The organism is Cytobacillus oceanisediminis (genome assembly GCF_004366035.1).
GTDB lineage: Bacteria > Bacillota > Bacilli > Bacillales > Cytobacillaceae > Cytobacillus > Cytobacillus oceanisediminis_C.
This window is the reverse complement of sequence record NZ_SOEE01000001.1, coordinates 841633-866258: the sequence shown is the minus strand read 5'-3', so window position 1 is coordinate 866258 and position 24626 is coordinate 841633. Positions and strand designations below refer to the sequence as shown.

The following is a 24626-nucleotide window of genomic DNA, read 5'->3' as shown; positions in this document are numbered from 1 at the left end:
GCTTCAACTATAAAAGAAGAAGTATTCTGTCTATTAAAATCGAATGAAAACCTATTGCAAGGACATGAAAAACCAACTAAAATTATTTTGGATTTCGAAATAGTACCGGCTGGTAATATGCCGGCTGACATAAAAAAATTTGGAAAAAGGGGCGTAATCTTATGCCGCGGACCTTATGGCTTTTAATTATTGGGATGGCAGTGAATGTAACCGGATCTTCTTTTTTGTGGCCTCTTAATACAATTTACATTCATGACCACTTAGGCAAGTCCTTATCGGTTGCCGGCCTGGTTTTGATGGTGAACGCAGCTGCCAGCGTCGCAGGAAATTTAATAGGGGGAAGCCTATATGATAAAATAGGCGGCTATCGTTCAATTCTTCTTGGAATTGTCATCACGGTAATGGCGCTCCTCGGTTTAACCTTTTGGCACGGCTGGCCTGCATACGTGGGGTTCCTCACCTTTGTTGGATTTGGATCTGGCATTGTTTTTCCTTCTATGTTTGCGATGGCGGGATCTGTCTGGAAGGAAGGCGGCCGCAAAGCTTTCAATGCCATTTATGTAGCTCAGAATGCCGGTGTTGCCATTGGTGCTGCTCTCGGCGGTCTTGTGGCTTCGTACTCTTTTCAGTTGATTTTTCTGGCCAATACTGTCATGTATATCGTTTTTTTACTGATCGCTGTTTTGGGATACAGGGGAATAAATACTGTTTCAGGTCAGCAGACCTCCATCCTTCAGGAAAATCGGAAGGTTAAAAATCATACCAAGCTTTATGCGCTGCTCATATTATGTGCAGGCTATTTATTGTGCTGGGTCGGATATGTGCAATGGCAATCGACTATTGCTGCTTATACACAGGAATTGAATATTTCTTTAAAGCAATACAGCTTGCTGTGGACTATAAATGGAGCCCTGATTGTATTGGGTCAGCCGTTTATCGGTGCTTTGGTAAAATGGTTTAAAACACTTAAGGTTCAGATGGTCGCGGGCATGGTCATATTTATAGGTTCATTTGCTGCTGCAGCAAGTGCCGAGCAATTCTCAGCTTTTATCACAGCCATGGTTATTCTGACGATTGGCGAAATGCTAATATGGCCAGCGGTTCCGACTATTGCCAACCAGCTTGCTCCTAAAGGGCGGGAAGGTTTTTACCAGGGAATCGTAAACAGCACCGCTACAGGCGGAAGGATGATCGGGCCTTTACTGGGGGGAATTCTGGTTGACCTTTACGGAATCTCCATGCTGTTTGCTGTATTAATAGTTTTATTTATTTTTGCCATTCTGACAACTCTTGTTTATGACCGGAAATTGAAGGAGCCTAAAAAATTGGCGCATGTATCATAAGAAAGAAACCTGCAGTTGTGCGCTGCAGGTTTTTTGAAATTTTAATTCTTAACCGGCACCTTCAAAGTAATTTTCTTTTTTCTTATCAGCAAATACAACTTCATTGAAGAAGCTTTTCAAAATCAGCCATCTCGCTGGATAAGAATTGATAAAATCTTCGAGAACCTCTTCTGAATAAAGAAGCAGGACATCCAGATCTGCCTTCTTTTGCTTCAAATCATACAAAAGGGCATGAGGAATGGTGTAATATTCATTCAGCTGCCATTGATTTAGTTTCACTGTAAAAATATTATGGTCCTTAATATAGGTTTCCAGCGCCTGTTTTTGCACTTGAACGCATTCCTGTTTTGATTTGTTTCCATATTGCCAGTGCGGATTAATCAGATAGATGCCTTTCATCTGAAACACCTCCCATGTCTGCCGATTACTAATGTTATGGGCAGTAAAAGCAATAAGAATACCCATTGAAGTGAATTTGTTTTCAGAAAAATATGATAAAATGGTAATCATAAATAGTAGATTGTCCTAAATGAGGGGATTCAAATGAAAAGTGCATTATTCGATCTGCCTGTGGAGATTGTCGAAACCATTGTTGAGAACGCTTTTGGATGGCTTGTAGTTGTGAATAAAGAAGGAACGATTATTTACATTAATAAAAATTATTGCGATTTTCTGGAAGTGGAGAGGGAACAGGTTCTGGGGAAGCATGTGTCTGAGGTAATTGAAAATTCACGTATGCATATAGTGGCAGAATCAGGCAAGGAAGAAATTGCAGACCTGCAATATATAAGAGGCAACTATATGATAGCAAATCGCATTCCCATTTTTTCTGATGGCGAAGTAATTGGCGCTTTCGGGACAGTCTTTTTTAGAGATACAAAGGAATGGATGCAGATGAACAGCCATGTAAAGAGCATGCTGACAAAAATCCAGAGCTTTATCCAGGAAATTGATCCAAGTGTAAAATACAGCCTTGATGATATTCTGGGAAACTCGAGCCAGATTCATAGTCTTAAAGAAAAGGTGAAAATGGTGGCAGCCAGTGATATCTCCGTATTAATCCGCGGGGAAAGCGGGACTGGAAAAGAACTATTTGCACACAGCATACATCAGCTCAGCAACAGGAGCCATCAGCCATTTGTGAAAATTAACTGCGGAGCCATCCCGGAACATCTGTTGGAGTCTGAACTGTTTGGCTATGAAGAAGGTGCTTTTACAGGTGCAAAAAAGGGAGGTAAAAAGGGGAAATTCCAGCTTGCTGATGGAGGGTCCTTATTTTTGGATGAAATCGGAGATATGCCGCTTAATATGCAGGTGAAGTTATTGCGTGCCCTGCAGGAAGGCGAGATTGAAAGCGTGGGTTCGACTTCTCCGGTTAAAGTAGATGTCCGGATTATCGCTGCAACGAACAGACCGCTCGAAAAAATGATGGAAGAAAAGCGCTTTAGGGAGGATCTATTCTATCGGATTAATGTTGTGCCGTTCATGATTCCTTCTTTGCGCGACAGGATGGAAGATTTATCACTCCTAATCGATAGCTTTATCAAGAAAATAACAAAAAAATCGGGAAAGAGAATTAGTGCAATTGAAGACGAGGTAATTGAAAAGTTTCATCAATATAGCTGGCCCGGCAATATTAGGGAGCTTGAAAATGTAATTGAGGCATCCATTCATTTAACAAGCAATGAAAGTATCACTACAGAATCATTGCCGGATTACATGAAAGAATCTGCTGTTTATCCCGTTGGAAAAAAGAACTTGAAGGACATTCTGGAAGAAACAGAAAAGCGGATATTGACCCAAAGTTTGAGCAAATATAACCAGGACCGATTAGAAGCTGCAAAAGCTCTAGGCATCAGTAAATCTTCTATGTATGAAAAACTAAAGAAATATGGAATTGAATAAGATTAACAGTCCAGAAATTCGGAATATGTTCCAGAATTCTGGACTGTTTTCATTCTAGTAATTTTATGTACACTTAGTCCCAGTATTAGACGTAATTATCAGAAAACTAGTCTATTATATCAGTGGACTTGTTCCCTGTGTATTCCAGAATCCTGGAAAAAGGATTCACTAATTGTTCACAATTCCCTTTATCTGCAAGCATTTCAAGTTGGCACGACTCTTGCATTATCTTTTCTCAGCAAGTTATTTTTCTGATTTTTTCTGCAAACGTTTTCAAAGAAAGGGGATGAAAAGTTTTTCTTATTTTTAGGCTCTTTTCGTATAAATTGTTGTTTTTCGCCTATTCATGTTGTCCGTTGATTTCCGCTCCAGGCTGCTCGCTTTCCGCGAGGTCTCTCCTGTCCCGCTGCAATCAACTCAGTAAATAGTATACAAATAGCAGCAAACCTTGCGAAAACAGCCTATTTTTAAAAACAAAGGGGGAAATGAAATGCTAAGTATGATTGGATTAATAGGCGGGCTTGCCCTGCTGATTTTCCTGACTATGCGGGGAATGAACCTGCTGGTTGTCGGGCCGTTATCTGCCTTGTTTGTAGCTCTTTTTAGCGGCATGCCATTATTTCCGCAGCTGGCAGGTGAAGGAGAGGCCAATTTGGTCGGGAACTATATGTCCGGCTTTTCAGGGTTTGTTACATCATGGTACCTAATGTTCCTATTGGGTGCAATTTTTGGGAAGGTAATGGAAGACAGCGGTGCGGCTGACAGTGTATCCAAAATGGTAGTGGATAAGCTCGGAATGAAATATGCCGTTCTTGCCATTGTCGCTTCCTGTGCTATTTTAACTTATGGCGGAGTCAGTTTATTCGTAGTTGCTTTCTCCGTATATCCAATGGCATTAAGTTTATTTAAACAGGCAAATCTTCCAAGAAGGTTCATCCCAGCAGCACTTGCCTTTGGATCTGTAACTTTTACGATGACTTCTGCGGGTTCACCGGAAATTCAAAACTGGATTCCGATTGAATTTCTTGGAACGACTCCATATGCAGGCTGGGAAGTCAGCTTAATTGTCGCTGTGTTCATGATGATTTTTGGCTACTGGTGGCTGAAGCGCATGATCACAAAGGCTGTAAACAAAGGAGAAACCTTTGAATCCCGCAAGCAGGATCCTGTAACTGAGAATAAGGAATTACCGCACCCTCTTATGGGAGTTCTCCCATTAGCTGTCGTTTTAATTATCTCATTTATATTCCATGACTCTCTTGCACAATCTGCACTTATTCTTGCATTACTGGGCGGAGTTATTGCCACATATCTATTGAATAGAAAGTATTTCACAAATTTCTGGAATGCTGTGTCTGATGGGACATTAGGCGCATTGATAGCGATAGGGAATACAGCTGCTGTTGTCGGGTTTGGCGGAGTGGCAAAGGCAGTGCCTGCATTTGCCACAGCTGTAGATTGGATGACAAGCATTCCTGGAAGCCCGCTGATAGGCGGTGCCATAGCAGTAAGTGTTATCGCCGGCATGACCGGTTCAGCTTCAGGCGGGCAGGCCATTGCATTGCCGATTCTGGCCCCGCATTATATGGACATGGGCGTCAATGCAGAAGCCCTGCACAGAACGGTTGCCATTTCATCTGGTGCCCTGGACTCTTTGCCGCATAATGGCTATGTTGTTACCACTGTACGGGCTATCTGCGGGGAATCTCATCAGGCTGCATATGGGGCTGTGGCTGCTGTAACGGTAATTGTTCCACTAATTGGGTTAGCATTGGCTATTATCTTATTCTCACTTGGTCTGGGAATCTAATTTCGGCAGGGGCTCATACAATGGAGCCCCGGCTTTGTTTTTGAAAGGAGCTTATTCATGGTACAAAATAAAGTAGTTTTTATAACCGGTGCAGCGCAGGGAATTGGCTATGAAATTGGCAAGAGATTTGCTGAACACGGCTCGAAAATTGTTCTGACAGATATTCAGGAAGAGGCCGTGAAAAAAGCTGCAGAAAATTTGCAGCATGAAGGTTTTGAAGCAATCGGGCTTAAATGTGATGTGACCTTAGAGTCTGATATACAAGCGGCCATCAATGAAACTGTCAGCCAATTCGGTGCCTTGGATGTGCTCATTAACAATGCAGGGCTGCAGCATGTTTCCTTTATTGAAGACTTTCCTACTGAGAAATTCGAGTTTCTGATCAAAGTAATGCTGACTGCACCGTTCATGGCCATTAAACATGTCATACCCGTTATGAAAAAACAAAAGTCCGGCCGTATTCTGAACATGGCATCCATTAACGGTCTTGTTGGATTCGCGGGGAAAGCAGCTTATAACAGTGCCAAGCATGGCGTTATAGGCCTTACTAAAGTCGCAGCATTGGAAGCTGCTGAAGATGGCATTACGGTTAATGCCATTTGCCCGGGCTATGTAGATACACCACTCGTAAGAAATCAGCTGAATGATCTTGCTAAAACAAGAAATGTACCTATTGAAAAAGCGCTGGAAGAAGTTATTTATCCCTTAGTGCCGCAAAAGAGGCTGCTGACGGTAGAAGAGATTGCGGATTATGCTATTTTTTTGGCTGGTGACGGTGCTAAAGGAATTACAGGACAGGCGGCAGTTATCGATGGAGGATATACTGTTCAGTAAATACAATCACATTTCGAAAAGCATTGCATATTCTAGTTATTAAATTCCTGTCAGGATAAGCCTACTTGCATCCTGGCGGGAAATTTATTACAATAGTCATATTCTTATACTAAAATGCTTAGATAAGGAGCAGTAGTGGTGCAACAGCCCGTTTTAGAGAGTTGACGGAAGGTGCAAGTCAGCCGGGCACATCATGAACTCGCCTTGGAGCAGCAAGTGTGAAGGACCAGTAATGCTTGCCGTTTTCCGCGTTAAGGATGAATGAAGCGAGTGACATGTTCACTAATGTGGGTGGTACCGCGGGAGATTTATACATAATCCTCTCGTCCCTTTTTTGGGATGAGAGGTTTTTTGTTTTATTTTTTAGGCTGTTTTGTAAAGTTCGTTGCTTACAGACTAAGTTTAACTATCTGAGTTGATTGTAGCGGGGGGCACTTGATCCTCGAAAATGCTGACGCATTTTCTTCGTGCGGTGCTCATTCAATTCCTGCGGGAAGTGAGGGAAGTTAGAGACCCCGCAGGCGGAAGCCGAGGAGGCTCTCCTCTCTCCCCGCGGGTTCGCTAAGTGCTTCCTGCTAAAATCAACGGGCAATATTCATAAGCCAAAAAACGGTTTACAAGAAAAGAGCCTGATTTTATTTTCAATAATAGGAGGAAACAAAAATGAGTTTCAATCATCAGGAGATTGAAAAAAAGTGGCAAGGCTACTGGGAAGAAAATAAAACTTTCAAAACAACTGAAGATAAAGGCAAGCGCAAGTTTTATGCGCTTGATATGTTCCCTTATCCTTCAGGCGCAGGACTTCATGTCGGTCACCCGGAAGGATATACGGCAACAGACATCCTTTCCCGTATGAAGCGCATGCAGGGCTATAATGTCCTTCACCCAATGGGCTGGGATGCATTTGGTTTGCCTGCCGAGCAATATGCCCTTGATACAGGAAACGATCCTGCTGAATTCACAGAACAGAATATCAACACCTTCCGCCGCCAGATTAAGGCTTTAGGTTTTTCATATGACTGGGATCGTGAAGTAAACACAACAGACCCTGAATACTATAAATGGACTCAGTGGATATTCTTAAAGCTTTATGAAAAAGGACTTGCATATATCGATGAAGTAGCTGTTAACTGGTGTCCCGCACTTGGAACAGTACTTGCAAATGAAGAGGTCATTGACGGAAAAAGTGAACGCGGAGGCCATCCGGTAGAACGCCGTCCAATGAGGCAGTGGATGCTTAAAATTACGGCTTATGCGGATCGCCTGCTTGAAGATCTTGATTTATTGGATTGGCCAGAGAGCCTTAAAGATATGCAGCGAAACTGGATCGGCCGTTCTGAAGGAGCAGAAGTAACGTTCAATATTGAAGACCATGATGGCACGTTCACTGTTTTCACCACAAGACCTGACACATTATATGGTGCAACATATGCTGTTCTTGCTCCAGAACATGTGCTTGTTGAAAAAATTACAGCAGATGGGCAGCGTGAGGCAGTTCAGGCTTACATTGACAAAGTAAAAAGCAAGAGCGATCTAGAGCGGACAGATCTTGCTAAAGAAAAAACAGGTGTCTTCACTGGCGCTTATGCGATTAACCCGGTCAATGGCGAAAAAATGCCAATCTGGATTGCAGATTATGTTTTAGTCAGCTATGGAACTGGGGCCATCATGGCGGTTCCAGCTCATGACGAGCGCGACTATGAGTTCGCCAAGCAATTTGATCTTCCTATTAAAGAAGTCGTTGCCGGAGGAGATGTTGAAAAAGAAGCGTACACTGGCGATGGCGAGCATGTAAACTCAGATTTCCTTGATGGATTAAACAAAGAGGAAGCGATTGAGAAAATGATCGAATGGCTTGAAGAGAAAGGCATTGGCACTAAGAAGGTTACTTATCGTCTTCGTGACTGGCTATTCAGCCGCCAGCGCTATTGGGGCGAGCCGATTCCAGTGATCCACTGGGAAGATGGCACAATGACTGCCGTGCCGGAAGATCAGCTGCCATTAGTGCTTCCAAAAACAACGGAAATCAAACCATCCGGCACTGGAGAGTCACCATTAGCCAACATCGATGAGTGGGTTAATGTCGTGGATCCTGAAACAGGCAAAAAAGGCCGCAGGGAAACCAACACAATGCCGCAATGGGCAGGCAGCTGCTGGTACTATATTCGCTATATTGATCCGAAAAACAGTGAAGCTCTTGCAGACCCTGAGAAATTAAAAGAATGGCTTCCGGTTGATATTTATATCGGCGGAGCTGAACATGCGGTTCTTCATCTCCTATATGCCCGTTTCTGGCACAAGGTCCTTTATGATGTGGGAGTTGTCCATACGAAGGAACCGTTTCAAAAGTTATTTAACCAAGGTATGATTCTTGGGGAAAATAATGAGAAAATGAGTAAATCAAAAGGCAATGTCGTTAATCCGGATGAAATTGTAGCAAGCCATGGTGCTGATACTCTTCGTCTATACGAAATGTTTATGGGACCTCTTGAAGCTTCCATCGCATGGTCTACAAATGGATTGGATGGTTCAAGAAGATTCCTTGACCGGATCTGGCGTTTGTTTGTGGAAGAGACTGGTGAATTAAGTCCGAGAATTAAGGACATCGAAGAAGGCAGCAGCCTTGAAAAGGTTTACCACCAAACGGTGAAAAAAGTAACTGAGGACTACGAGGGGCTGCGTTTCAACACAGCTATTTCTCAAATGATGGTATTCATCAATGAAGCATATAAAGCAGATGTGCTTCCAAAGACCTTTGCAGAAGGCTTTGTTAAAATGCTTTCACCTATTGCTCCTCACATGTCCGAAGAGCTTTGGTCTAAATTAGGGCATGGTGAATCCATTGCGTATGAAGCTTGGCCTGCATATGATGAAGCTAAAATGACAGATGATGAAGTCGAAATCGTTATCCAAATCAACGGCAAAGTAAAAGCAAAGCTTATGGTTCCAGCCGATGCCAAAAAAGATTTATTGGAGCAAATCGCAATGGGCGATGATAAAGTAAAAGAACAAATTGACGGAAAAACCGTTCGTAAAGTCATCGCTGTGCCTGGTAAACTTGTGAATATCGTTGCAAATTAAGGTATACCAGATGAAACCGCCTCTATTTGTCAGAGGTGGTTTTGTATTTGTGTTATAGAAACTTCCTATTTATATTTTTCGTCCCATATAGGGTATTATAGGAGTGGCAGCATTATTTAATGCTAAGTTCTATTTAAAAGGCTTTTCAGAAAGGGTGTTAGGATTGGAACGTATTGAAGAGATAACAACAGAAGAATTGCAAAAAAAGCTTGAAGAAGGGGAGAAACTTGAGCTTGTCGATGTAAGGGAAGATGAAGAGGTTGCATCCGGCATGATTCCAGGGGCGAGACATATCCGTATGGGCACGATACCTGAGAATCTTGATAAATTTGATAAAGATACGGAGTACATTATTATTTGCCGTTCCGGTGGTCGCAGCGGAAACGTATGCCACTATTTGCAGGACCAGGGATATAAAGTCCGCAATATGACCGGGGGCATGCTGAACTGGCAGGGTGAAACAAAATAGAGAAGAGCGGAGCCGCAGCAGGCTTCGTTTTTTTGTGTTTTAGTTTTAAAAATTCAGAAAATTGGACAAGCTGATAAAAAAATCTGAAAGGAAGTTTCCTGTGATTAAGGTAAAGTTATTTGATCATGAACATGAAAAAGATCTGGAAAAGGATATGAATCATTTTCTGGAGAAGATTGAGGAAAAAAAGCTGCTGGATATAAAATATAATGTTGCCGCAGTGCAAGAGGATGAAGATGAACAAATTTATTGTTTCTCTGCCATGGTTATATATAGAGCCTGATGTCTGAGGAGCATCAGGCTCTCTTTATTATACGATCCTAGCTGAAACTGCTGCGTTTAATCCGGCTAACCTGCCTGTTACAAGTGCGGATGTGATATTATACCCGCCTGTGTAGCCGTGGATGTCCAGAATTTCTCCGCAGAAGAAAAGTCCTTCCATCAACTTTGAAGCCATTGTTTGCGGTTCAATTTCTTTTACGGAAACCCCTCCGCCGGTAACAAAGGCTTTATCGAGAGGCAGCGTCCCATTTACTTTAAACTGAAAAGATTTGCAGGCTTTTACAAAGCTTCTGATCTTTTCGTTTGAAATCGAAGCTCCCTGTGAGGACGGATCAATTCCGTTCTGCTCAAGAAGAAACAAAAGATATCTTTCGGGCAGCATCCCTTTTAAGAGATTTTTAATACTTTTCTTTGGCTCTTCTTTGATCTTTTTGGACACATCCTGAAAAAGAGGCTCTTCTTTCATATCCGGGATTGCGTCTAAATTCATGACCACTTCTTTTAAGTTCCACTTCTTCATCGCTTTCACCACGTATTGGCTGCAGCGCAAGACGGCCGGGCCGCTAATGCCAATATGGGTAAAAATCATATCCATCCGATGGGTTATGAGCACTTTTCCTTTAGGGTTTAAAACACTAAGCGCCACACTCCGGAGCGACAATCCCTGCAGCATTTTCTCTTTAATAAAATTCTCAGAAGATGTCAGCGGAACCTCGGTTGGGAAAAGCTCTGTAATCGTATGGCCAGCTTTTTGCGCCCATGCATAGCCGTCGCCAGTTGAGCCGGTATGAGGGACTGATTTTCCTCCGACGGCAACTACAACTGAATCTGCTTCATATACATCGCCTGTTTTTAATTCAACCGATTTCACCCTGCCATTTTCATAGTGAACATCCTGGATAGGGCTGTTCGTTTTGATATCGACTTTCAGCTCCTTCAGCCTTGAGATCAAGGCATCAACAACAGATTGTGCTTTGTCGGTAACAGGAAACATCCGCCCGTGATCTTCTTCCTTCAGCTTAATTCCTAAATTCTCAAAGAAGCGGATAATATCCTCATTGCTGAAAATGGAGAATGCACTGTACAAAAAACGGCCATTGCCGGGAATATGCTTAATGATTTCATCCACTGGAAGCCTGTTGGTGACATTGCACCGGCCTCCTCCGGAAATGGCAAGCTTCCTTCCAAGCTTGTTTCCTTTGTCAATCAGAAGAACTTTTGCCTTCTGTTCCGCAGCACCGATTGCTGCCATCAATCCCGAAGGACCCCCGCCTATAACTATTACATCATATTTCATATTTTCACCAACTTATCTTGATTCGCTATAAAAGCAATAGCTACATTATAAATCAAATATCCTATTTCTAAAAATAATGCCCCATAATACGGTATTGCAAGTGGAATTTCCTCTGTAAGAAGAGTACACTACAAATAGTGTGTCTAAAAAGATAGAAAATTGACGAACTTACTGCGAATTGTTTTGGCAATCACAGGCTGTAAAAGCCTGCATGCTTTAGTTTTTTAAATAAGAGAGAAAGCTTTGAAAGTCGATTACTGTCCAGCTCAAAAGGGAACGCTTCGACAGCTTTATCATCGCTCGACTAAAAGCGCTGGCTTTTAGGAGGAGCGCCTACCCCCTCGAGATGTCGGAGGCTGGCAAGGCGCTTCCGCATTTCATAAAGGAAGGGATTATATGTCATCTAAGCTCTTAAAGGGAACCTTCATCCTTACGCTTGGCACCATTATCTCGAAGGTTCTTGGTTTGTTTTATGTTATTCCTTTTTACCAGATTGTGGGGAAGGAAGGGACAGCCCTTTATTCCTTTTCGTATACACCTTATACAATCTTTATTAGTGTTGCAACAGCGGGGGTTCCACTTGCTGTTTCAAAGTTTATCTCTAAATATAATGCAATAGAGGAATATGCAGTCGGACGAAAGCTGTTCAAATCAGGTCTGGCTGTCATGACGGCAAGCGGAATCATTTCATTCCTGATCCTGTTCTTCCTTGCTCCAGCAGTTGCCGAAATGACACTGGCCGGGAAAGACGTTGAGGTTAGTGTTAAAGATGTAACAACTGTAATTAGAGCGGTATCATTTGCCCTGATTATTATTCCGTTCATGAGTTTGATAAGAGGGTTCTTTCAGGGACATCAGTCAATGGGTCCTACTGCCGTTTCACAGGTTGTGGAGCAGATTGTCCGCATCCTGTTCGTTCTTGCAGGTGCATATGTCGTTTTAAATGTAATGGAAGGTTCACTGACTGCAGCGATCAGTGTCGCTACTTTTGCTGCCTTTATTGGCGGACTCGGAAGCCTCGGGGTATTATTCTGGTATTGGTATAAACGTAAGCCGCATTTGGATAAACTGCTTGAAGAAGATAAAGGAACCGTTGATATTTCCTTAAAGGAAATATATAAAGAAATCATTCTTTATGCCGCACCGTTTGTATTTGTGGGTCTCGCGAATCCTCTCTTTCAGTTTATCGATCAGATAACATTTACCAGAGCGATGGATGCCATCGGTGAATCGAAAAATGCAGTAGCAGCCTTTTCTGTCCTGAACTTTGAGACGCATAAGCTGGTCATCATTCCTGTCTCGCTTGCCACAGCCTTCTCGCTGACGCTTGTGCCAAGTGTGACGAAAGCATTTATGGATGAAGATAGGTCAGATTTAAACCGCCAGCTTAACCAGACTTTCCAGGTGCTTCTTTTTCTGACTCTTCCTGCCGTAGCAGGATTATCCCTGCTTGCTGAGCCGGTTTTCACCCTATTTTATGAGCATAAAGATTTGGGTACTGAGGTGTTGAGAACTTATGCACCAGTGGCGATTCTCTTTGCTTATTATTCGGTAACTGCAGCCATTCTGCAGGGAATCAATGAGCAGCGTTTTACAATCTTAAGTTTGCTGACAGGCCTGCTGGTAAAGCTATCATTGAATATTCCGCTCATAAAACTGTTCGAAACACAGGGAGCCGTATTTGCAACCGCTCTTGGCTATATCGTAGCTATTTTAATTAACCTTTTCGTAATTAAAACATTTGCAAAATATCCCTTCAAGCTTGTCTTAAGACGAGGAATGCTGATTGTATTATTTACTGCATGCATGTACATTGCTGCAGGAGTGGTTTATAAAATCACAACTGCCTTCTTATCGCCGGCATCCAATTTTCAGGCTATCATCATTGTCATCATCTGCGCAGCAGCTGGAGCGGGAGTCTATTTCTACCTAAGCTTCAGAACTAAATTAATCTATCTCCTGTTCGGATCAAGAGTCGATAGAATGCTTAAGAAATTAAGATTGAAGGCATAAAAATAGAAGGTCTCCATGATGGGGGCCTTTTTTAAAGAACGTTTTAGAAAACAATATACAAAGCACTGAGTTGATTGGAACGGAGGGTACATGATCCTCGAAAAATGCTGGTGATTTTCTTCGTGCGGTGTTCAGTCGAGGAAGTTTATTCAATGTCCTGCGGGAGCAGGGGACAGATGAGACCCCGCAGAAAGCAAGTGCCCCGTGCTGAAATCAACGGACAGAATATTTACTAATACAAGAAAAAGAGAACCGTTTAATAACGTGATATTAATTTAAACCAGATTAATTAGGATTAAAAGGGAGGGGCAGCCATGAGAATTGACAAAATGCTGGCCAATCTGGGCTACGGCAGCCGTAAGGATGTTAAAAAGCTATTAAAGGATGGAGCTGTAACGGTTAATGAGGAAAAAGTAAAGGATCCCAAGCACCAGGTCGATCCTGAACAGGATGCTGTCATCATTAATGGCGAAAAGGTTGAATATAAGGAATTCATTTATTTGATGATAAACAAACCGCCAGGCGTCATCTCCGCAACAGAGGACTCTCAATTTGAAACCGTGGTGGACCTGCTCGGGATGGAAGACCTTGTTTTTTCTCCTTTTCCAGTAGGGCGCCTTGATAAGGATACAGAAGGGCTTTTGCTGTTGACCAATGACGGCCAGCTGGCCCATCGGCTGCTTTCTCCAAAGAAGCATGTTCCTAAAACCTATTTTGCAGTCATAGACAGGGAAGTCACAGCTGATGATATTGCCGCATTTAAAAAAGGGGTTATATTGGATGACGGCTATGAAACCAAGCCTGGGGAGCTGGAAATCCTTAAATCCGGCATGACATCTGAAATTGAATTAACCATTACGGAGGGAAAGTTTCATCAGGTCAAAAGAATGTTTGAGGCAGTGGGCAAAAGAGTCATCTATTTAAAGAGATTATCAATGGGCCCGCTTGAGCTGGATGAAACATTGGAATTGGGTGAATATCGGGAATTGACTGATGAAGAGCTTGATAAGCTGATGAATTATGAAGTGAGATGAGACGGAAAAATCGCCCTGACAGCAGGGCGATTTTCTATTTATTAGGTTGGTTATGCTTTGATTGTTAAGATGACATCTTTACTTTCTTTTGAGTTATGGTCCATTTGCCTCTGCTCGGACTCTTAACCAAGTCATTGTAGGCGAGGACATTTAAATCTCTTTGAATGGTGCGAGGAGTAATACCAAATTCCTCTACAAGCTCCTGAGTTGTTACAGTTCCGCGCTTACTTATAAACATGTAGACGGATTTTACACGGTTTAACATCCGGTTAGTTGAAGGTTTCAAAAAACCACTCCCTATCCTTTTTTCAAACCCCATGGCAATTTCCTGCAACCGACAGCTACATTGAAGGATTTTCCTTCAATCATATGTAGTTTTCTTTTCCCCAGACAACCCCTTTGTATTCTGGTTATTTTAGTCAAGATGTCATACCTCTGACTATATTGTAACGCTATTATCTGATTATTTCTACTTTAAGGATACAATTTTACAAAATATTTATAATGCTGCTTGTATTTTAGTCTTTACGTTTCCCTCCTTTTTAATGTATGTTCAATTCCCTAATTATTTTCGATTAAACCTCGATAGGAAAAGGGACTATTACTATACCTTATGGCAGATGGGGCTTAAATTATGTACTGAAAATTCAAATAATCACTCAGGGAAGTTTCTATATCCTAAAATTTGTTTTTTGATTATAATCAATTGGTATATTTAAAAGAGATTGAAAGGAAGAAAGTGTAATGGAAACTCACTCGCTGAGAAATCGCCTGGTATACCCGAAGGAAAATATTTATTTTGCATTCGTTGCTTTATTTAGCATTTTGTCTTATATTTTACTGGCATTCTCTATTATTGGGATTGTGATTATTTTGGCATTAATTCTTGTATCTCTTCTGTTCCATGGGATTATGGTGGGCGGCATCAGAAGAAACGGAGTAAGAATAAGTGAGAAGCAATTTCCGGAGATTTATGAAAAAGCAGTGCTAACTTCGAAGGAAATGGGTCTGCAAGATTTGCCGGATATATACGTGATTGAGTCTGAAGGTGTCTTAAATGCCTTTGCTACAAGGTTTTTCAGAAGAAATATGGTTGTCTTATATTCTGGTATTTTTGAATTGACTGCTCGGGGAGCTGAAAAGGAAGTACTGTTCGTCCTGGCCCATGAGTTTGCTCATTTAAAAAGAAAGCATGTTATTATAAGCCTTCTTCTGCTCCCTGCTATGTGGGTTCCATTCCTTGGGAATGCGTATTTAAGAGCATGCGAGTATACATGTGATCGTTATGCTGCCTTTTATATAAAGTCGTTTGAAGCATCTAGAGATGCCTTGACGATGCTTGCCATTGGAAAAGAACTTTATCCTAAGGTCAATAAGCAGGCGTACATGGAGCAGCTCCAAACGGAAACTGGATTTTTTGTCTGGCTGAATGAGAAACTTTCCACCCATCCTCACCTGCCAAAAAGAATTTATGCTTTATCAAAAGTTTTTGCTGAAGAATCTACAGTTGAGTTAAAAGAACCAAAGGGCAGGATATGGCTGGGGATAGCAGGATCAGTCCTGACGCTGACTATTCTTTCCGGCGGACTTTGGATTGGGTATAAATCACTTAAAAAAATGGATTTGTGGACTGAAACAGTTATGGGCATTGAAGGAACTACCGCTCTAATGAATGCAGCGAGTGAAAATGATACTGAAATGATCCACACTTTACTGGCTGATGGGGAGGATACTGAGGAAATGGATGCAGATGGCAATACTGCCTTACACTGGGCTGTTTCTTATGGCCAGTATGACAGTGCTGCCCTTTTGCTGGAAAATGGAGCAGAGCCTAATACGGCAGATAACTATCAAACCACTCCTTTAATGAGTGCAGTATTTAATGAGGATACTGAAATGGCCATGCTTCTCCTGGAATATGGTGCAGATCCCGCTGTGAAAGATGCGGATGGCTATACAGCCTATGATTACGCTGCAGACTTTGAAAATACAGAATTAATGGATATCCTCCAGCCATAATAAACCTGCCCCTTTGAAGGGGCAGGTTTATTATGGTTTTAAAGAATATATGAAAAAGAGCAAACCTTTTCCAATTATATCCGTATGTATAGTCAGGAGGAGAGTATATGAACTTATTAAACGTCGATATTGCATCAGCAGGCTATGAAAATGGAAAACCGATCATACATAATATAAATTTTGATTTAAAAGCAGGGGAATTAATCGGCCTTATAGGTCCTAACGGGGCAGGAAAAAGCACAACGATTAAAACAATCCTGGGATTATTGGAACATAAAAAGGGGACAGTGGAATTTAAGCAGGGAGTTAAATATTCCTATATACCTGAACGCCCCATTTTTTATGATGAGCTGACATTGTGGGAACACTTGGATTTTACAGCTGCCGTAGAGAGACTGCCGGAAATCCAGTATAAGAAGAGGGCATCAGAGCTCTTGAAGGAGTATAATCTGTCTGAACACGCTTATAAATTTCCCGGTACATATTCAAAGGGAATGCAGCAAAAGGCCATGCTGATTCTTGCGATGATTGCCAAGCCGGATGTCTATATTATTGATGAACCGTTTATTGGGCTGGATCCTAATGCTATGAAACTGTTTCTGGAATCAATTGAAAGAGAGAGACAAAGGGGAGCAGGCATTCTTATGTCTACCCATGTACTTGATACGGCAGAGAAAGTGTGCAGCCGCTTTCTAATTGTGCATGATGGCCAGTTGAAGGCTTCCGGCTCATTAGACGATATCAGGCAGCAATGCGATCTTTTGGCTGGTTCGCTTTATGATTGCTTTCATCAGATTGCAGAGGGAAATGACAATGAAAAGTAGTTCGCTCTTTCTTGGAAGGTTAATCAATAGCTGGAAGTATCAGTTTGGTATTTTCCGTTCCATTGCAGATTGGACCATCATGGTTTATCTCATTGTCCCCGGTGCTGTCATCTTTGGAATGATATATCGCTCCTGGTGGTTAGAAACGCCGGAATGGATTGCAAACTTGCCAATGTTTCTCCTTTTCTTCCTGCTTTATATTTTTTCATGGCTGGGTAACTTTCGCCCATTTACACAAGAAGCTGATAAAGTGTTTCTGGTGAAAAATAAGAGCCTCTATTTGGGATTAAGAAAATGGGGATTTGGCTATTCACTTTTCTTCCAGGCAGTCAGTACAGGCACGATGATAGCTCTTCTTCTTCCCTTTCTGAAGAACAGTTATTTTTTGCAATGGAGTCAAATCATTGCTCTGCTGACATTTTTCATTACTCTGAAATGGGCGATTATGGCAGTTTCCTATTATCTGAAAGGGATTGAAGGGAAGTTTAGAAGATATGTAATTGGCTTTGTGCTTTTTGTATTATTGAGCTGGTTCAGCCAGCTCGTCTATTCACTGTGGAATTTCGGTGCAGACTTTCCGGTTTACATGATTTCGGCAGTGCTGCTTTCCGGCACCTTAACGAGAGTCTCCCAGATGCAGAAAAGGATATCGGCCGCAGACTTTGAAATTATGCTTGAGCAGGAGGAAAAAACAAAGTATATCAAATGGATATTTATGATGGCTCCAGAAATAGAAAAGCCTGCTATTTCAATGAGGACAAGACCTATATTATTCAGAAACTCCAGACGGATCTTTAAGAAGAGAACACCCATTAAGGGCCTGATAGAATTATTCATAAAGATTTTCATACGGAATCCTTCATATATTTTCAGTTATTTTCAAATCATTTCTGTAAGCGCAGCGGGGATTATTGCCATTCCTCCACTATGGATAAAAGTAATTGTGTCGGGTATCTTCCTTTTCTTAATGTATTCATGGCTTTCGATTACCTGGGATAAATCCATTATGTCCCATCCCTTTACGAAAAAATATAGTGATAAAGATTTCTATTTCACTGCAAGGAATAGAACGGTCATAGCCTTATTCTTCCTTGCCATTTTGATCTTAGGTCTGATAGTAAGCGTTTTGACAATCATCTTGGCAAGGTTCAGCATTCCTGGTGCATAATAAAGGTATGTTTTTATTACACAGTCCCATAAGCAAATTGCAGGCAAAATGGGTTATAATGGGTAATCATAGATGTTCAAATCAGGATAAGGAGGTAACTTTATGAACGTATTGGATTGGCAAAAAGAGGTTAATAACCGAAAAGACGCTTTAATTGAAGATACTCAAAAACTTTTGAGAATTAAAAGCCTGCTGGATGAAGAGAATGCAGCAGATGATGCACCCCTTGGTGAAGGTGTAAAGGAAGCGCTCGCTTTCATGCTTGAACTTGGAGAAAAGGATGGATTCACTGTCAAAAATGTCGGCAGCCTGGCTGGTCATCTGGAATTTGGCGAGGGTGAAGAAATTGTGGGTGTACTTTGTCATGTCGACGTAGTTCCTGAAGGAGATGGCTGGACTAGCGACCCATTTGGTGCAGAAATTCGCGATGGAAAGATTTTTGCCAGAGGGGCGATTGACGACAAAGGCCCAACGATGGCTGCTTATTATGCTATGAAAATTGTAAAGGAATTGGAGCTGCCTTTAAGCAAACGGGTCCGAATGATTATCGGAACAGATGAAGAAAGTGACTGGCGCTGTGTAGAGCATTATTTTAAACACGAGGAAATGCCAGCAATGGGATTTGCACCAGATGCAGATTTCCCAATCATCTATGCAGAAAAAGGCCTCTCTGATTTTGATCTCGTCCAAATTAGCCATACCGAAGAAACAGACAGGGAAGTATTGGCAGAGGTCGTGCATTTCCAATCAGGAAGAAGATATAACATGGTTCCTGATTTTGCAAAAGCCAGTCTTGTAGTCCATCTAGAACACACTGAAGTGGTGCAAAGGTATATTGATTTCCTGAAAAAGACTGAGCTTGAAGGAAAGTATTACATAGATAACGGCGAACTGATTCTGGAGCTTCAGGGAGTATCGGCTCATGGGATGGAGCCTGATAATGGGAAAAATGCAGGTATTTTAATGGCATCATTCCTGGCATCCCTTCAGCTGGATGAGAAAGCATGCCAATATTTTCAGTTTGTATCACGATACTTATGTGATGATTCCAGAGGAAGAAAGCTTGGCATCGCCTGTACGGATGAGATTACCGGTGATTTAACCGTTAATGTAGGAAAACTTTCATATACGAAAGAAGATGGCGGCCGTTTAGGCTTTAATGTACGTTATCCCATCAGTAACAATATGGAGGATACAAAAAATAAGCTTCAGTCATTGATTGAAGAAGAACATTTCAGATTAGAGAATTTCACTGATGCCAAGCCGCATCATGTGGAAGAAGATGATTTTCTTATCCAAACCCTGAAAAAAGTGTATGAACAGCAGACTGGCGAAAAGGCAGAGCTTTTATCAATTGGCGGGGGCACATATGCACGTTCCTTGAAGTCTGGTGTGGCGTTTGGCCCGCTTTTCCCTGGCAGGGAAGACGTGGCACATCAAAAAGATGAATATGTGTTTATTGAGGATTTAATAAAAGCTGCTGCTATTTATGCACAAGCGATTTATGAACTTGCGAAATAGCTCTAAAACCTGATATGATGGCTGAAAGATTTTACATAAACAGCTAATAGATTAGACAAACAAACCACTTACAGGGAGTGTCAGAGAAATGGAATATGTCATTTTGAACGGTGACTTGATCGAGCGCTCTGAAGCGAAAGTAGATATCGAGGACCGGGGCTATCAATTTGGTGATGGCGTCTATGAAGTAATCCGCGTCTATAACGGAAAAATGTTCACGGCAGATGAGCACCTCGAAAGGCTGCTTGAGAGCGGAAGTAAAATAGAGCTCGATATCCCTTATTCTATAGGGCAGCTTAAACAGATGCTTAGAGAGATGATCGAAAGGAATAATCTTGAACTGGGAATAGTATATATGCAAGTTTCCAGGGGGACTTCTCCAAGAAATCATGCTTATCCTGGTGCAGACGTTGCACCGGTGCTTACCGCCTATACCCGTGAAACCTCAAGACCTGTTGAGAGCATGAGAAATGGTGTTAAGGCTATTTTGATTGAAGACATACGCTGGCTGCGCTGTGACATAAAGAGTCTGAACTTGCTTGGCAATATTATGGCAAAGCAAAAAGCAGCACAATTGGGCTGCTTTGAAGCAATTCAGCATCGCAGAGATACGGTGACTGAGGGAAGTTCTTCCAATATAGCGATTGTAAAAGATGGGACACTATATACGCACCCTGCAACAAATCTGATCCTAAATGGCATTACCCGCCGTAAGATCAATGAGATCTGCATGGAAAATGGAGTATCACTTGAAGAATCTGCTTTTACAAAGGATGATCTGCTGGACGCGGATGAAGTCTTTATGTCCAGTACATCAGCTGAAATTACTCCGATTACAGAGATTGAAGGAAAGCCGGTTGGTAATGGAAGTCCTGGTCCAATCACAAATAAATTACAGAACCTTTTTGAAGAGGCAATTGAAAAACAGTGCGGCAGTTTGACAGTTAAAATTAGATAGTTCTAAAACAAACGGACCCCAGGAGTAATCCCTGGGGTCTTGGTCTTTTAACTTACTTATTCAAACTGAAACAGATCGCTTGAAAGGTATCTTTCTCCTGTATCGCAAACGATGAATACCACAACATCGTCCGGCTTTAGCCTTTTTGCAACCTGGATGGCAGCATAGCAGGCTGCTCCTGAGGATGGACCGACTAAAATCCCTTCTTCTCTTGCCATTCTGCGCGTCGTATCATATGCTTCTTCATCTTTGATTTGATGGATTTCATCATAAACATCCGTATTGAGAATTTCCGGAACAAATCCGGGACTTGTGCCAACAAGCTTGTGCCTGCCAGGCTTTCCGCCCGATAGGACAGGTGAGCCCTTGGGCTCTACAACATGTACTTCCAACCCTGTATAATGCTCTTTCAGGACTTCTCCTGTGCCGGTAATCGTGCCGCCGGTGCCTGCCGTGGCAACAAAGGCAGAAAGTGGTTTGCCGATGTCCTTCATGCCCTCAATAATTTCGACTGCTGTTGAATGGCGGTGTGCATCAGGGTTAGCGCTATTTTCAAATTGCATCGGTACAAAGCTGTTTGGGATTTCCTCAGCCAGCTCATTTGCTTTTTTTATTGCACCGGGCATTTTGTCATCTCCAGGAGTCAGGACAACTTCTGCTCCATATGCTTTCAAAAGGTTGATGCGCTCTGCCGTCATGGTATCAGGCATAACCAGAATGGCCTGATAGCCACGTGCTGCTGCATTCATTGCAAGCCCGATGCCGGTGTTTCCGCTGGTTGGTTCAATAATGGTTGAACCTGGTTTCAATGAACCTGCTTTCTCAGCTTCGACAATCATATTATAAGCCGCGCGGTCTTTTACACTGCGGCTTGGATTGTAGAATTCGAGCTTAGCATAGATGCTTGCTCCATTTTCAGGGGCGAGCTTGTTTAATTTTACTAGTGGAGTATCTCCAATTAAGTCCGCGAGATTGTTGACAACTTTCATCTGACTCTCCCTTTCAAATAAGACTGTAATAACAAGGAAGTTTAATACTTTGTTATTTTACGTCCATCTGTTTATTTTCATCCTAACAAAGGAAATCTATAACTATTCATAATATATCCATCATACTAAAACAGACTATTCCAATCAAATCAAAAGGAATTGGAAGAATACTTAAAATAGGAGGTCAAACAGAAAGTATCTGCCAATTTTAACTGATGTTTGTTAAAATAAGTGAAAATATGGAGGAATCTTAAGTGTCCAAACAAATGAATGCTCATTTTTTCTTTGCGTTGAAATTACCGGTTGAAACAAAGGGTAAGTTGAAAGAATACTGTGGAATTTTAAGTCCAGAGCTGCCTTTTAGCCGCTGGGTCCATCAAGAGGATTATCATATTACACTAGCATTTCTTGGGTCTGCACCGCAGGGAAAACTGCAGAAAGCAGCCAAGCTTGTCGCTGCCTCAATCAGAAACGAAAAAAGATTTCCCTTGCATATCTGCAAACTTGGCGTATTTGGAAAACAAGACGCACCAAGAATTTTCTGGTGTGGAACACAGCAGGAGAAACATCTCCAAGATTTAAGATCGAAAGTATATTCAGCATGTCAAGAAGCGGGCTTTGAATTGGAGACAAGACCATTTAAACCTCATATCACTATGGCAAGAAAATGGGCTGGCACTCATCCATTTCAGGAAAGCATGCTGTACGCTAACAGTCCATTCAAGGAGGGGCCCCTTGAATTTGAGGCTTCAGAAGTCGTCCTATACCAGACCCATCTGGATAAAACACCGAAATATGAAAGCATTGCCATCTTTCCGCTCCTGGCGGAATAAAATAAATACATACTATTAATGAATAACGGCTTAGGTGAAATTGCTGCAATTGAAAGAATATAAAATATTTATCACTGAGTTGATTGGAGCGGAAGGTGCGAGATTCCAACGGGAGTAGCGCACCAGGGGAGATCCCGCAGACGCGTCGCGTCGAGGAGGCACCCGGCAGCCCCGTGGAAAGCGAGTGCCTGCAGCGGAAATCAACGGGCAAAATAAAAAGAACATAAATGAATAATTAGAGATAGAAAGTATAAACGAAAGCAGGGCTAGGAGAATGGGACAGTTAATTAAATTGCAGGATTATGTTTCACGTTACCAGCAGGACATTTTTGTATATCCTTCCCGTTTTGTCAGACTAAAAAAACAGCAGTGGGATAAATGGCATAAAGCATGGGAAGCAAATGAATCATTTAATCCTGAGTCCGGGCAGCGATATACAGCCGGCACAGCAGAGTGGCTTGAAGAAGAAAAAGAGCCGCTGATGGAAAAGCTAAAGGGTTTATTAAAACGGGGGAAAAATGAAGAATTAGAGGAATATGAGGCTGTCGGGGATGAGGTGACAAAGGAAGAAGACGTCCTTGAATTTGAAGCCTCCTTTGCCGTGCGTCCAGAAACAATTGATAATTTAAAACACCAGTTTCTAGACCAGCTTTACCGATTTCAGATGAAATGGGCAACCTCCACATTAACGGAAAAATCATTTCCCGATAAGCATTACTATTATGATGAAAAGCTAAAGTATTTTCTGCAGAGATATCCGGATACGTATCTTGTCATGTTCAATCCGATCTTTCTGCTGAAAAAGGCTCCTGTGGAAACAGAAATCATTGTTATAAGCCCGACAGAGGTATGGTGCATCAGCTTTTTGGAGGAAGAAGATTCAGCAGTATTCTCAGGTTCGAAGGATAGATTCTGGACAAAAAAGGGAAAAGGGGAAGAAAAGAAGGTTCTGAATCCGCTGCTTGCATTAAATAGGACTGAAAAAATTGTCCGAAAAATATTTGAAATTCATTCTATTGAATTGCCGATTAAAAAGGCTTTACTTACCCGAAATGGCTATATTGATTATCCGGCAGCTCCTATTGATGTTCAGCTAATCGAGAAAAGGACCTATGATCAATGGTTTCAGACAATGAGAAGCCAGCGTTCGCCTCTCAAGCATGTTCAACTAAAAGGAGCACAGGCACTGCTTCAATATTGCCAGACTGCATCAGTCAAAAGGCTGGAGTGGGAGAATCGGGATGAATCATGAAGATTTCCTCGAGGATAAAGCCCATAGCAGGGAAGAGCTTAAGTTCATTATTAACCCGCAGGCGAAAAATGGCTCCTGCCTGAAAGTCTGGAAAAAAGTTGAGCAGATGCTGAAAGAGGAAAATATCCCTTTCTCTGCAGCCAGGACAGAATATCAGGGCCATGCCAGGGAATTGGCAAAAATCTATGCAGAACAGGCGGGCGGGCAAAGATTATATCTTGTTGCTGTGGGAGGAGACGGGACGGTTCATGAGGTTATGAATGGCGCTGTGGGTCATCAGAATGTGACCGTTGGATTTATTCCGGGAGGATCTGGGAATGATTTCTCGCGGGGCTTTGGAGTTCCTAAAGACCCGGCAGAATCTTTAAAAGCAATTCTTAAAGGGATCAGTCATTCTTCTGTAAAAGCTGATATCGGAATGATTAGGCACATAGATGGGAAAAAAACATATTTTATTAATAATATGGGTGCTGGATTTGATGCACTGATTTCCCGGAAAGTAAACAGTTCAAAGGTGAAAGGTATTTTAAATCAGTTATCTCTGGGCAAATTTGTATACGCTCTCTTTCTTGTAAAAGAGCTGTTTACCTATAAATGCTCTAATCTTGAAATCGTCATTGATGGCAAAAAACTCCATTTTGATTCTGCCTGGTTTATTACTATTTCCAATCAGCCATTCTATGGAGGCGGTATGATGATTTCCCCTGATGCAAATCCTTTTGATGGAATTCTAAATGTTACGGTCGTCCACAATATATCAAGAATAAAAATTTTGTTTGTATTTGCCTCCGTCTTCAAGGGGCGTCATATAGAATTTAAAGAAGTCACAGTTCTTCAGGGCCAGAATGTCATTATTAGATCTTCACACCCCATTCCTGCTCACGCAGATGGCGAGGCTTTAGGCAGCACACCGATTTCAGCCTCTGTTTGCCCCGGAGCCCTTCCTGTAATTATAGGCAACGTAAAAGATGGGTGTTGATTTTGGGAGAGAGCT

General features: G+C 42.0%; 21 protein-coding genes and 1 other annotated feature. Of the genes, 17 read left to right on the top strand and 4 right to left on the bottom strand.

Annotated features, from left to right (window positions below; genetic code table 11):
• Positions 1–161: 161 nt before the first annotated feature.
• The gene (locus DFO72_RS04345; RefSeq protein ID WP_113882529.1) at positions 162–1343 is read left to right on the top strand and encodes an MDR family MFS transporter; all 1182 of its coding nucleotides are present in this window, start codon (positions 162–164) and stop codon (positions 1341–1343) included.
• 48 nt (positions 1344–1391) lie between these two features.
• On the opposite strand, the gene DFO72_RS04340 is transcribed toward DFO72_RS04345, so the two are convergent.
• Entirely contained in the window at positions 1392–1742 is a 351-nt protein-coding gene (locus DFO72_RS04340; RefSeq protein WP_113882530.1) for a hypothetical protein, read from the bottom strand.
• A 144-nt stretch (positions 1743–1886) separates the two neighbouring features.
• On the opposite strand from DFO72_RS04340, the gene DFO72_RS04335 reads away from it, so the two are divergent.
• From DFO72_RS04335 to DFO72_RS04310, 6 genes are all read left to right on the top strand, one after another.
• Positions 1887–3248: a sigma-54 interaction domain-containing protein gene (locus DFO72_RS04335; protein ID WP_113882531.1), complete on the top strand. Its 1362-nt coding sequence runs from the start codon at positions 1887–1889 to the stop codon at positions 3246–3248.
• A gap of 490 nt (positions 3249–3738) precedes the next feature.
• Positions 3739–5058 carry a GntP family permease gene (locus DFO72_RS04330; protein ID WP_113882532.1) on the top strand — a complete coding sequence of 440 codons (1320 nt, stop codon included), beginning with the start codon at positions 3739–3741 and terminating at the stop codon, positions 5056–5058.
• A gap of 57 nt (positions 5059–5115) precedes the next feature.
• On the top strand, positions 5116–5892 hold the full coding sequence (locus DFO72_RS04325) for a 3-hydroxybutyrate dehydrogenase (RefSeq protein WP_113882533.1): 777 nt from the start codon (positions 5116–5118) through the stop codon (positions 5890–5892).
• 110 nt (positions 5893–6002) lie between these two features.
• Positions 6003–6226: a binding site (T-box leader), on the top strand.
• Positions 6227–6555: 329 nt separating this feature from the next.
• On the top strand, positions 6556–8973 hold the full coding sequence (gene leuS, locus DFO72_RS04320; RefSeq protein WP_113882534.1) for a leucine--tRNA ligase: 2418 nt from the start codon (positions 6556–6558) through the stop codon (positions 8971–8973).
• A 163-nt stretch (positions 8974–9136) separates the two neighbouring features.
• Complete coding sequence (locus DFO72_RS04315) at positions 9137–9442, top strand: rhodanese-like domain-containing protein (protein ID WP_113882850.1); 306 nt, start codon at positions 9137–9139, stop codon at positions 9440–9442.
• A gap of 100 nt (positions 9443–9542) precedes the next feature.
• Complete coding sequence (locus tag DFO72_RS04310) at positions 9543–9725, top strand: sporulation protein Cse60 (protein ID WP_009333366.1); 183 nt, start codon at positions 9543–9545, stop codon at positions 9723–9725.
• A gap of 27 nt (positions 9726–9752) precedes the next feature.
• On the opposite strand, the gene DFO72_RS04305 is transcribed toward DFO72_RS04310, so the two are convergent.
• The gene (locus DFO72_RS04305; RefSeq protein WP_113882535.1) at positions 9753–11021 is read right to left on the bottom strand and encodes an NAD(P)/FAD-dependent oxidoreductase; all 1269 of its coding nucleotides are present in this window, start codon (positions 11019–11021) and stop codon (positions 9753–9755) included.
• A 396-nt stretch (positions 11022–11417) separates the two neighbouring features.
• On the opposite strand from DFO72_RS04305, the gene DFO72_RS04300 reads away from it, so the two are divergent.
• Both DFO72_RS04300 and DFO72_RS04295 read left to right on the top strand, forming a co-directional pair.
• Entirely contained in the window at positions 11418–13034 is a 1617-nt protein-coding gene (locus tag DFO72_RS04300; protein ID WP_113882536.1) for a putative polysaccharide biosynthesis protein, read from the top strand.
• A gap of 314 nt (positions 13035–13348) precedes the next feature.
• Entirely contained in the window at positions 13349–14068 is a 720-nt protein-coding gene (locus tag DFO72_RS04295; protein WP_113882537.1) for a pseudouridine synthase, read from the top strand.
• 64 nt (positions 14069–14132) lie between these two features.
• On the opposite strand, the gene DFO72_RS04290 is transcribed toward DFO72_RS04295, so the two are convergent.
• Positions 14133–14354 carry a DeoR family transcriptional regulator gene (locus DFO72_RS04290; RefSeq protein WP_026041817.1) on the bottom strand — a complete coding sequence of 74 codons (222 nt, stop codon included), beginning with the start codon at positions 14352–14354 and terminating at the stop codon, positions 14133–14135.
• Between the two features lie 458 nt (positions 14355–14812).
• Between DFO72_RS04290 and DFO72_RS04285 the strand changes: the two genes are divergently transcribed.
• The 5 genes from DFO72_RS04285 (at position 14813) to dat (ending at position 20558) form a co-directional block, all read left to right on the top strand.
• A complete protein-coding gene (locus DFO72_RS04285; RefSeq protein ID WP_113882538.1) occupies positions 14813–16087 on the top strand; it encodes a M48 family metallopeptidase in 1275 nt (424 codons plus the stop codon).
• A 107-nt stretch (positions 16088–16194) separates the two neighbouring features.
• Positions 16195–16911, top strand: coding sequence for an ABC transporter ATP-binding protein (locus tag DFO72_RS04280; RefSeq protein WP_113882539.1), 717 nt, complete (start codon positions 16195–16197; stop codon positions 16909–16911).
• The gene (locus DFO72_RS04275; RefSeq protein WP_113882540.1) at positions 16901–18079 is read left to right on the top strand and encodes an ABC transporter permease; all 1179 of its coding nucleotides are present in this window, start codon (positions 16901–16903) and stop codon (positions 18077–18079) included. The genes DFO72_RS04280 and DFO72_RS04275 overlap by 11 nt, the downstream gene beginning before the upstream one ends.
• 102 nt (positions 18080–18181) lie before the next feature.
• The gene (pepV, locus tag DFO72_RS04270; protein ID WP_113882541.1) at positions 18182–19600 is read left to right on the top strand and encodes a dipeptidase PepV; all 1419 of its coding nucleotides are present in this window, start codon (positions 18182–18184) and stop codon (positions 19598–19600) included.
• An 88-nt stretch (positions 19601–19688) separates the two neighbouring features.
• Entirely contained in the window at positions 19689–20558 is an 870-nt protein-coding gene (gene dat, locus DFO72_RS04265; RefSeq protein ID WP_113882542.1) for a D-amino-acid transaminase, read from the top strand.
• Positions 20559–20614: 56 nt separating this feature from the next.
• Here the strand turns inward: dat and cysK are convergent, their stop codons facing one another.
• Entirely contained in the window at positions 20615–21547 is a 933-nt protein-coding gene (cysK, locus tag DFO72_RS04260) for a cysteine synthase A (RefSeq protein WP_113882543.1), read from the bottom strand.
• A gap of 254 nt (positions 21548–21801) precedes the next feature.
• On the opposite strand from cysK, the gene thpR reads away from it, so the two are divergent.
• From thpR to DFO72_RS04245, 3 genes are all read left to right on the top strand, one after another.
• On the top strand, positions 21802–22380 hold the full coding sequence (gene thpR, locus DFO72_RS04255; protein WP_113882544.1) for an RNA 2',3'-cyclic phosphodiesterase: 579 nt from the start codon (positions 21802–21804) through the stop codon (positions 22378–22380).
• A 274-nt stretch (positions 22381–22654) separates the two neighbouring features.
• Entirely contained in the window at positions 22655–23632 is a 978-nt protein-coding gene (locus DFO72_RS04250; RefSeq protein ID WP_113882545.1) for an NERD domain-containing protein, read from the top strand.
• Complete coding sequence (locus tag DFO72_RS04245) at positions 23622–24611, top strand: diacylglycerol/lipid kinase family protein (RefSeq protein WP_113882546.1); 990 nt, start codon at positions 23622–23624, stop codon at positions 24609–24611. Before DFO72_RS04250 ends, DFO72_RS04245 begins: the two co-directional genes overlap by 11 nt.
• Positions 24612–24626 lie beyond the last annotated feature (15 nt).

Coding starts and splice junctions, on each gene's coding strand:
- DFO72_RS04300 (WP_113882536.1), top strand. CDS start 11,418: ATGTCATCTAAGCTCTTAAAGGGAACCTTCATCCTTACGCTTGGCACC.
- DFO72_RS04330 (WP_113882532.1), top strand. CDS start 3,739: ATGCTAAGTATGATTGGATTAATAGGCGGGCTTGCCCTGCTGATTTTC.
- DFO72_RS04285 (WP_113882538.1), top strand. CDS start 14,813: ATGGAAACTCACTCGCTGAGAAATCGCCTGGTATACCCGAAGGAAAAT.
- DFO72_RS04335 (WP_113882531.1), top strand. CDS start 1,887: ATGAAAAGTGCATTATTCGATCTGCCTGTGGAGATTGTCGAAACCATT.
- DFO72_RS04305 (WP_113882535.1), bottom strand. CDS start 11,021: ATGAAATATGATGTAATAGTTATAGGCGGGGGTCCTTCGGGATTGATG.
- DFO72_RS04280 (WP_113882539.1), top strand. CDS start 16,195: ATGAACTTATTAAACGTCGATATTGCATCAGCAGGCTATGAAAATGGA.
- DFO72_RS04245 (WP_113882546.1), top strand. CDS start 23,622: ATGAATCATGAAGATTTCCTCGAGGATAAAGCCCATAGCAGGGAAGAG.
- dat (WP_113882542.1), top strand. CDS start 19,689: ATGGAATATGTCATTTTGAACGGTGACTTGATCGAGCGCTCTGAAGCG.
- DFO72_RS04275 (WP_113882540.1), top strand. CDS start 16,901: ATGAAAAGTAGTTCGCTCTTTCTTGGAAGGTTAATCAATAGCTGGAAG.
- DFO72_RS04345 (WP_113882529.1), top strand. CDS start 162: ATGCCGCGGACCTTATGGCTTTTAATTATTGGGATGGCAGTGAATGTA.
- leuS (WP_113882534.1), top strand. CDS start 6,556: ATGAGTTTCAATCATCAGGAGATTGAAAAAAAGTGGCAAGGCTACTGG.
- DFO72_RS04295 (WP_113882537.1), top strand. CDS start 13,349: ATGAGAATTGACAAAATGCTGGCCAATCTGGGCTACGGCAGCCGTAAG.
- cysK (WP_113882543.1), bottom strand. CDS start 21,547: ATGAAAGTTGTCAACAATCTCGCGGACTTAATTGGAGATACTCCACTA.
- DFO72_RS04325 (WP_113882533.1), top strand. CDS start 5,116: ATGGTACAAAATAAAGTAGTTTTTATAACCGGTGCAGCGCAGGGAATT.
- pepV (WP_113882541.1), top strand. CDS start 18,182: ATGAACGTATTGGATTGGCAAAAAGAGGTTAATAACCGAAAAGACGCT.
- DFO72_RS04340 (WP_113882530.1), bottom strand. CDS start 1,742: ATGAAAGGCATCTATCTGATTAATCCGCACTGGCAATATGGAAACAAA.
- DFO72_RS04250 (WP_113882545.1), top strand. CDS start 22,655: ATGGGACAGTTAATTAAATTGCAGGATTATGTTTCACGTTACCAGCAG.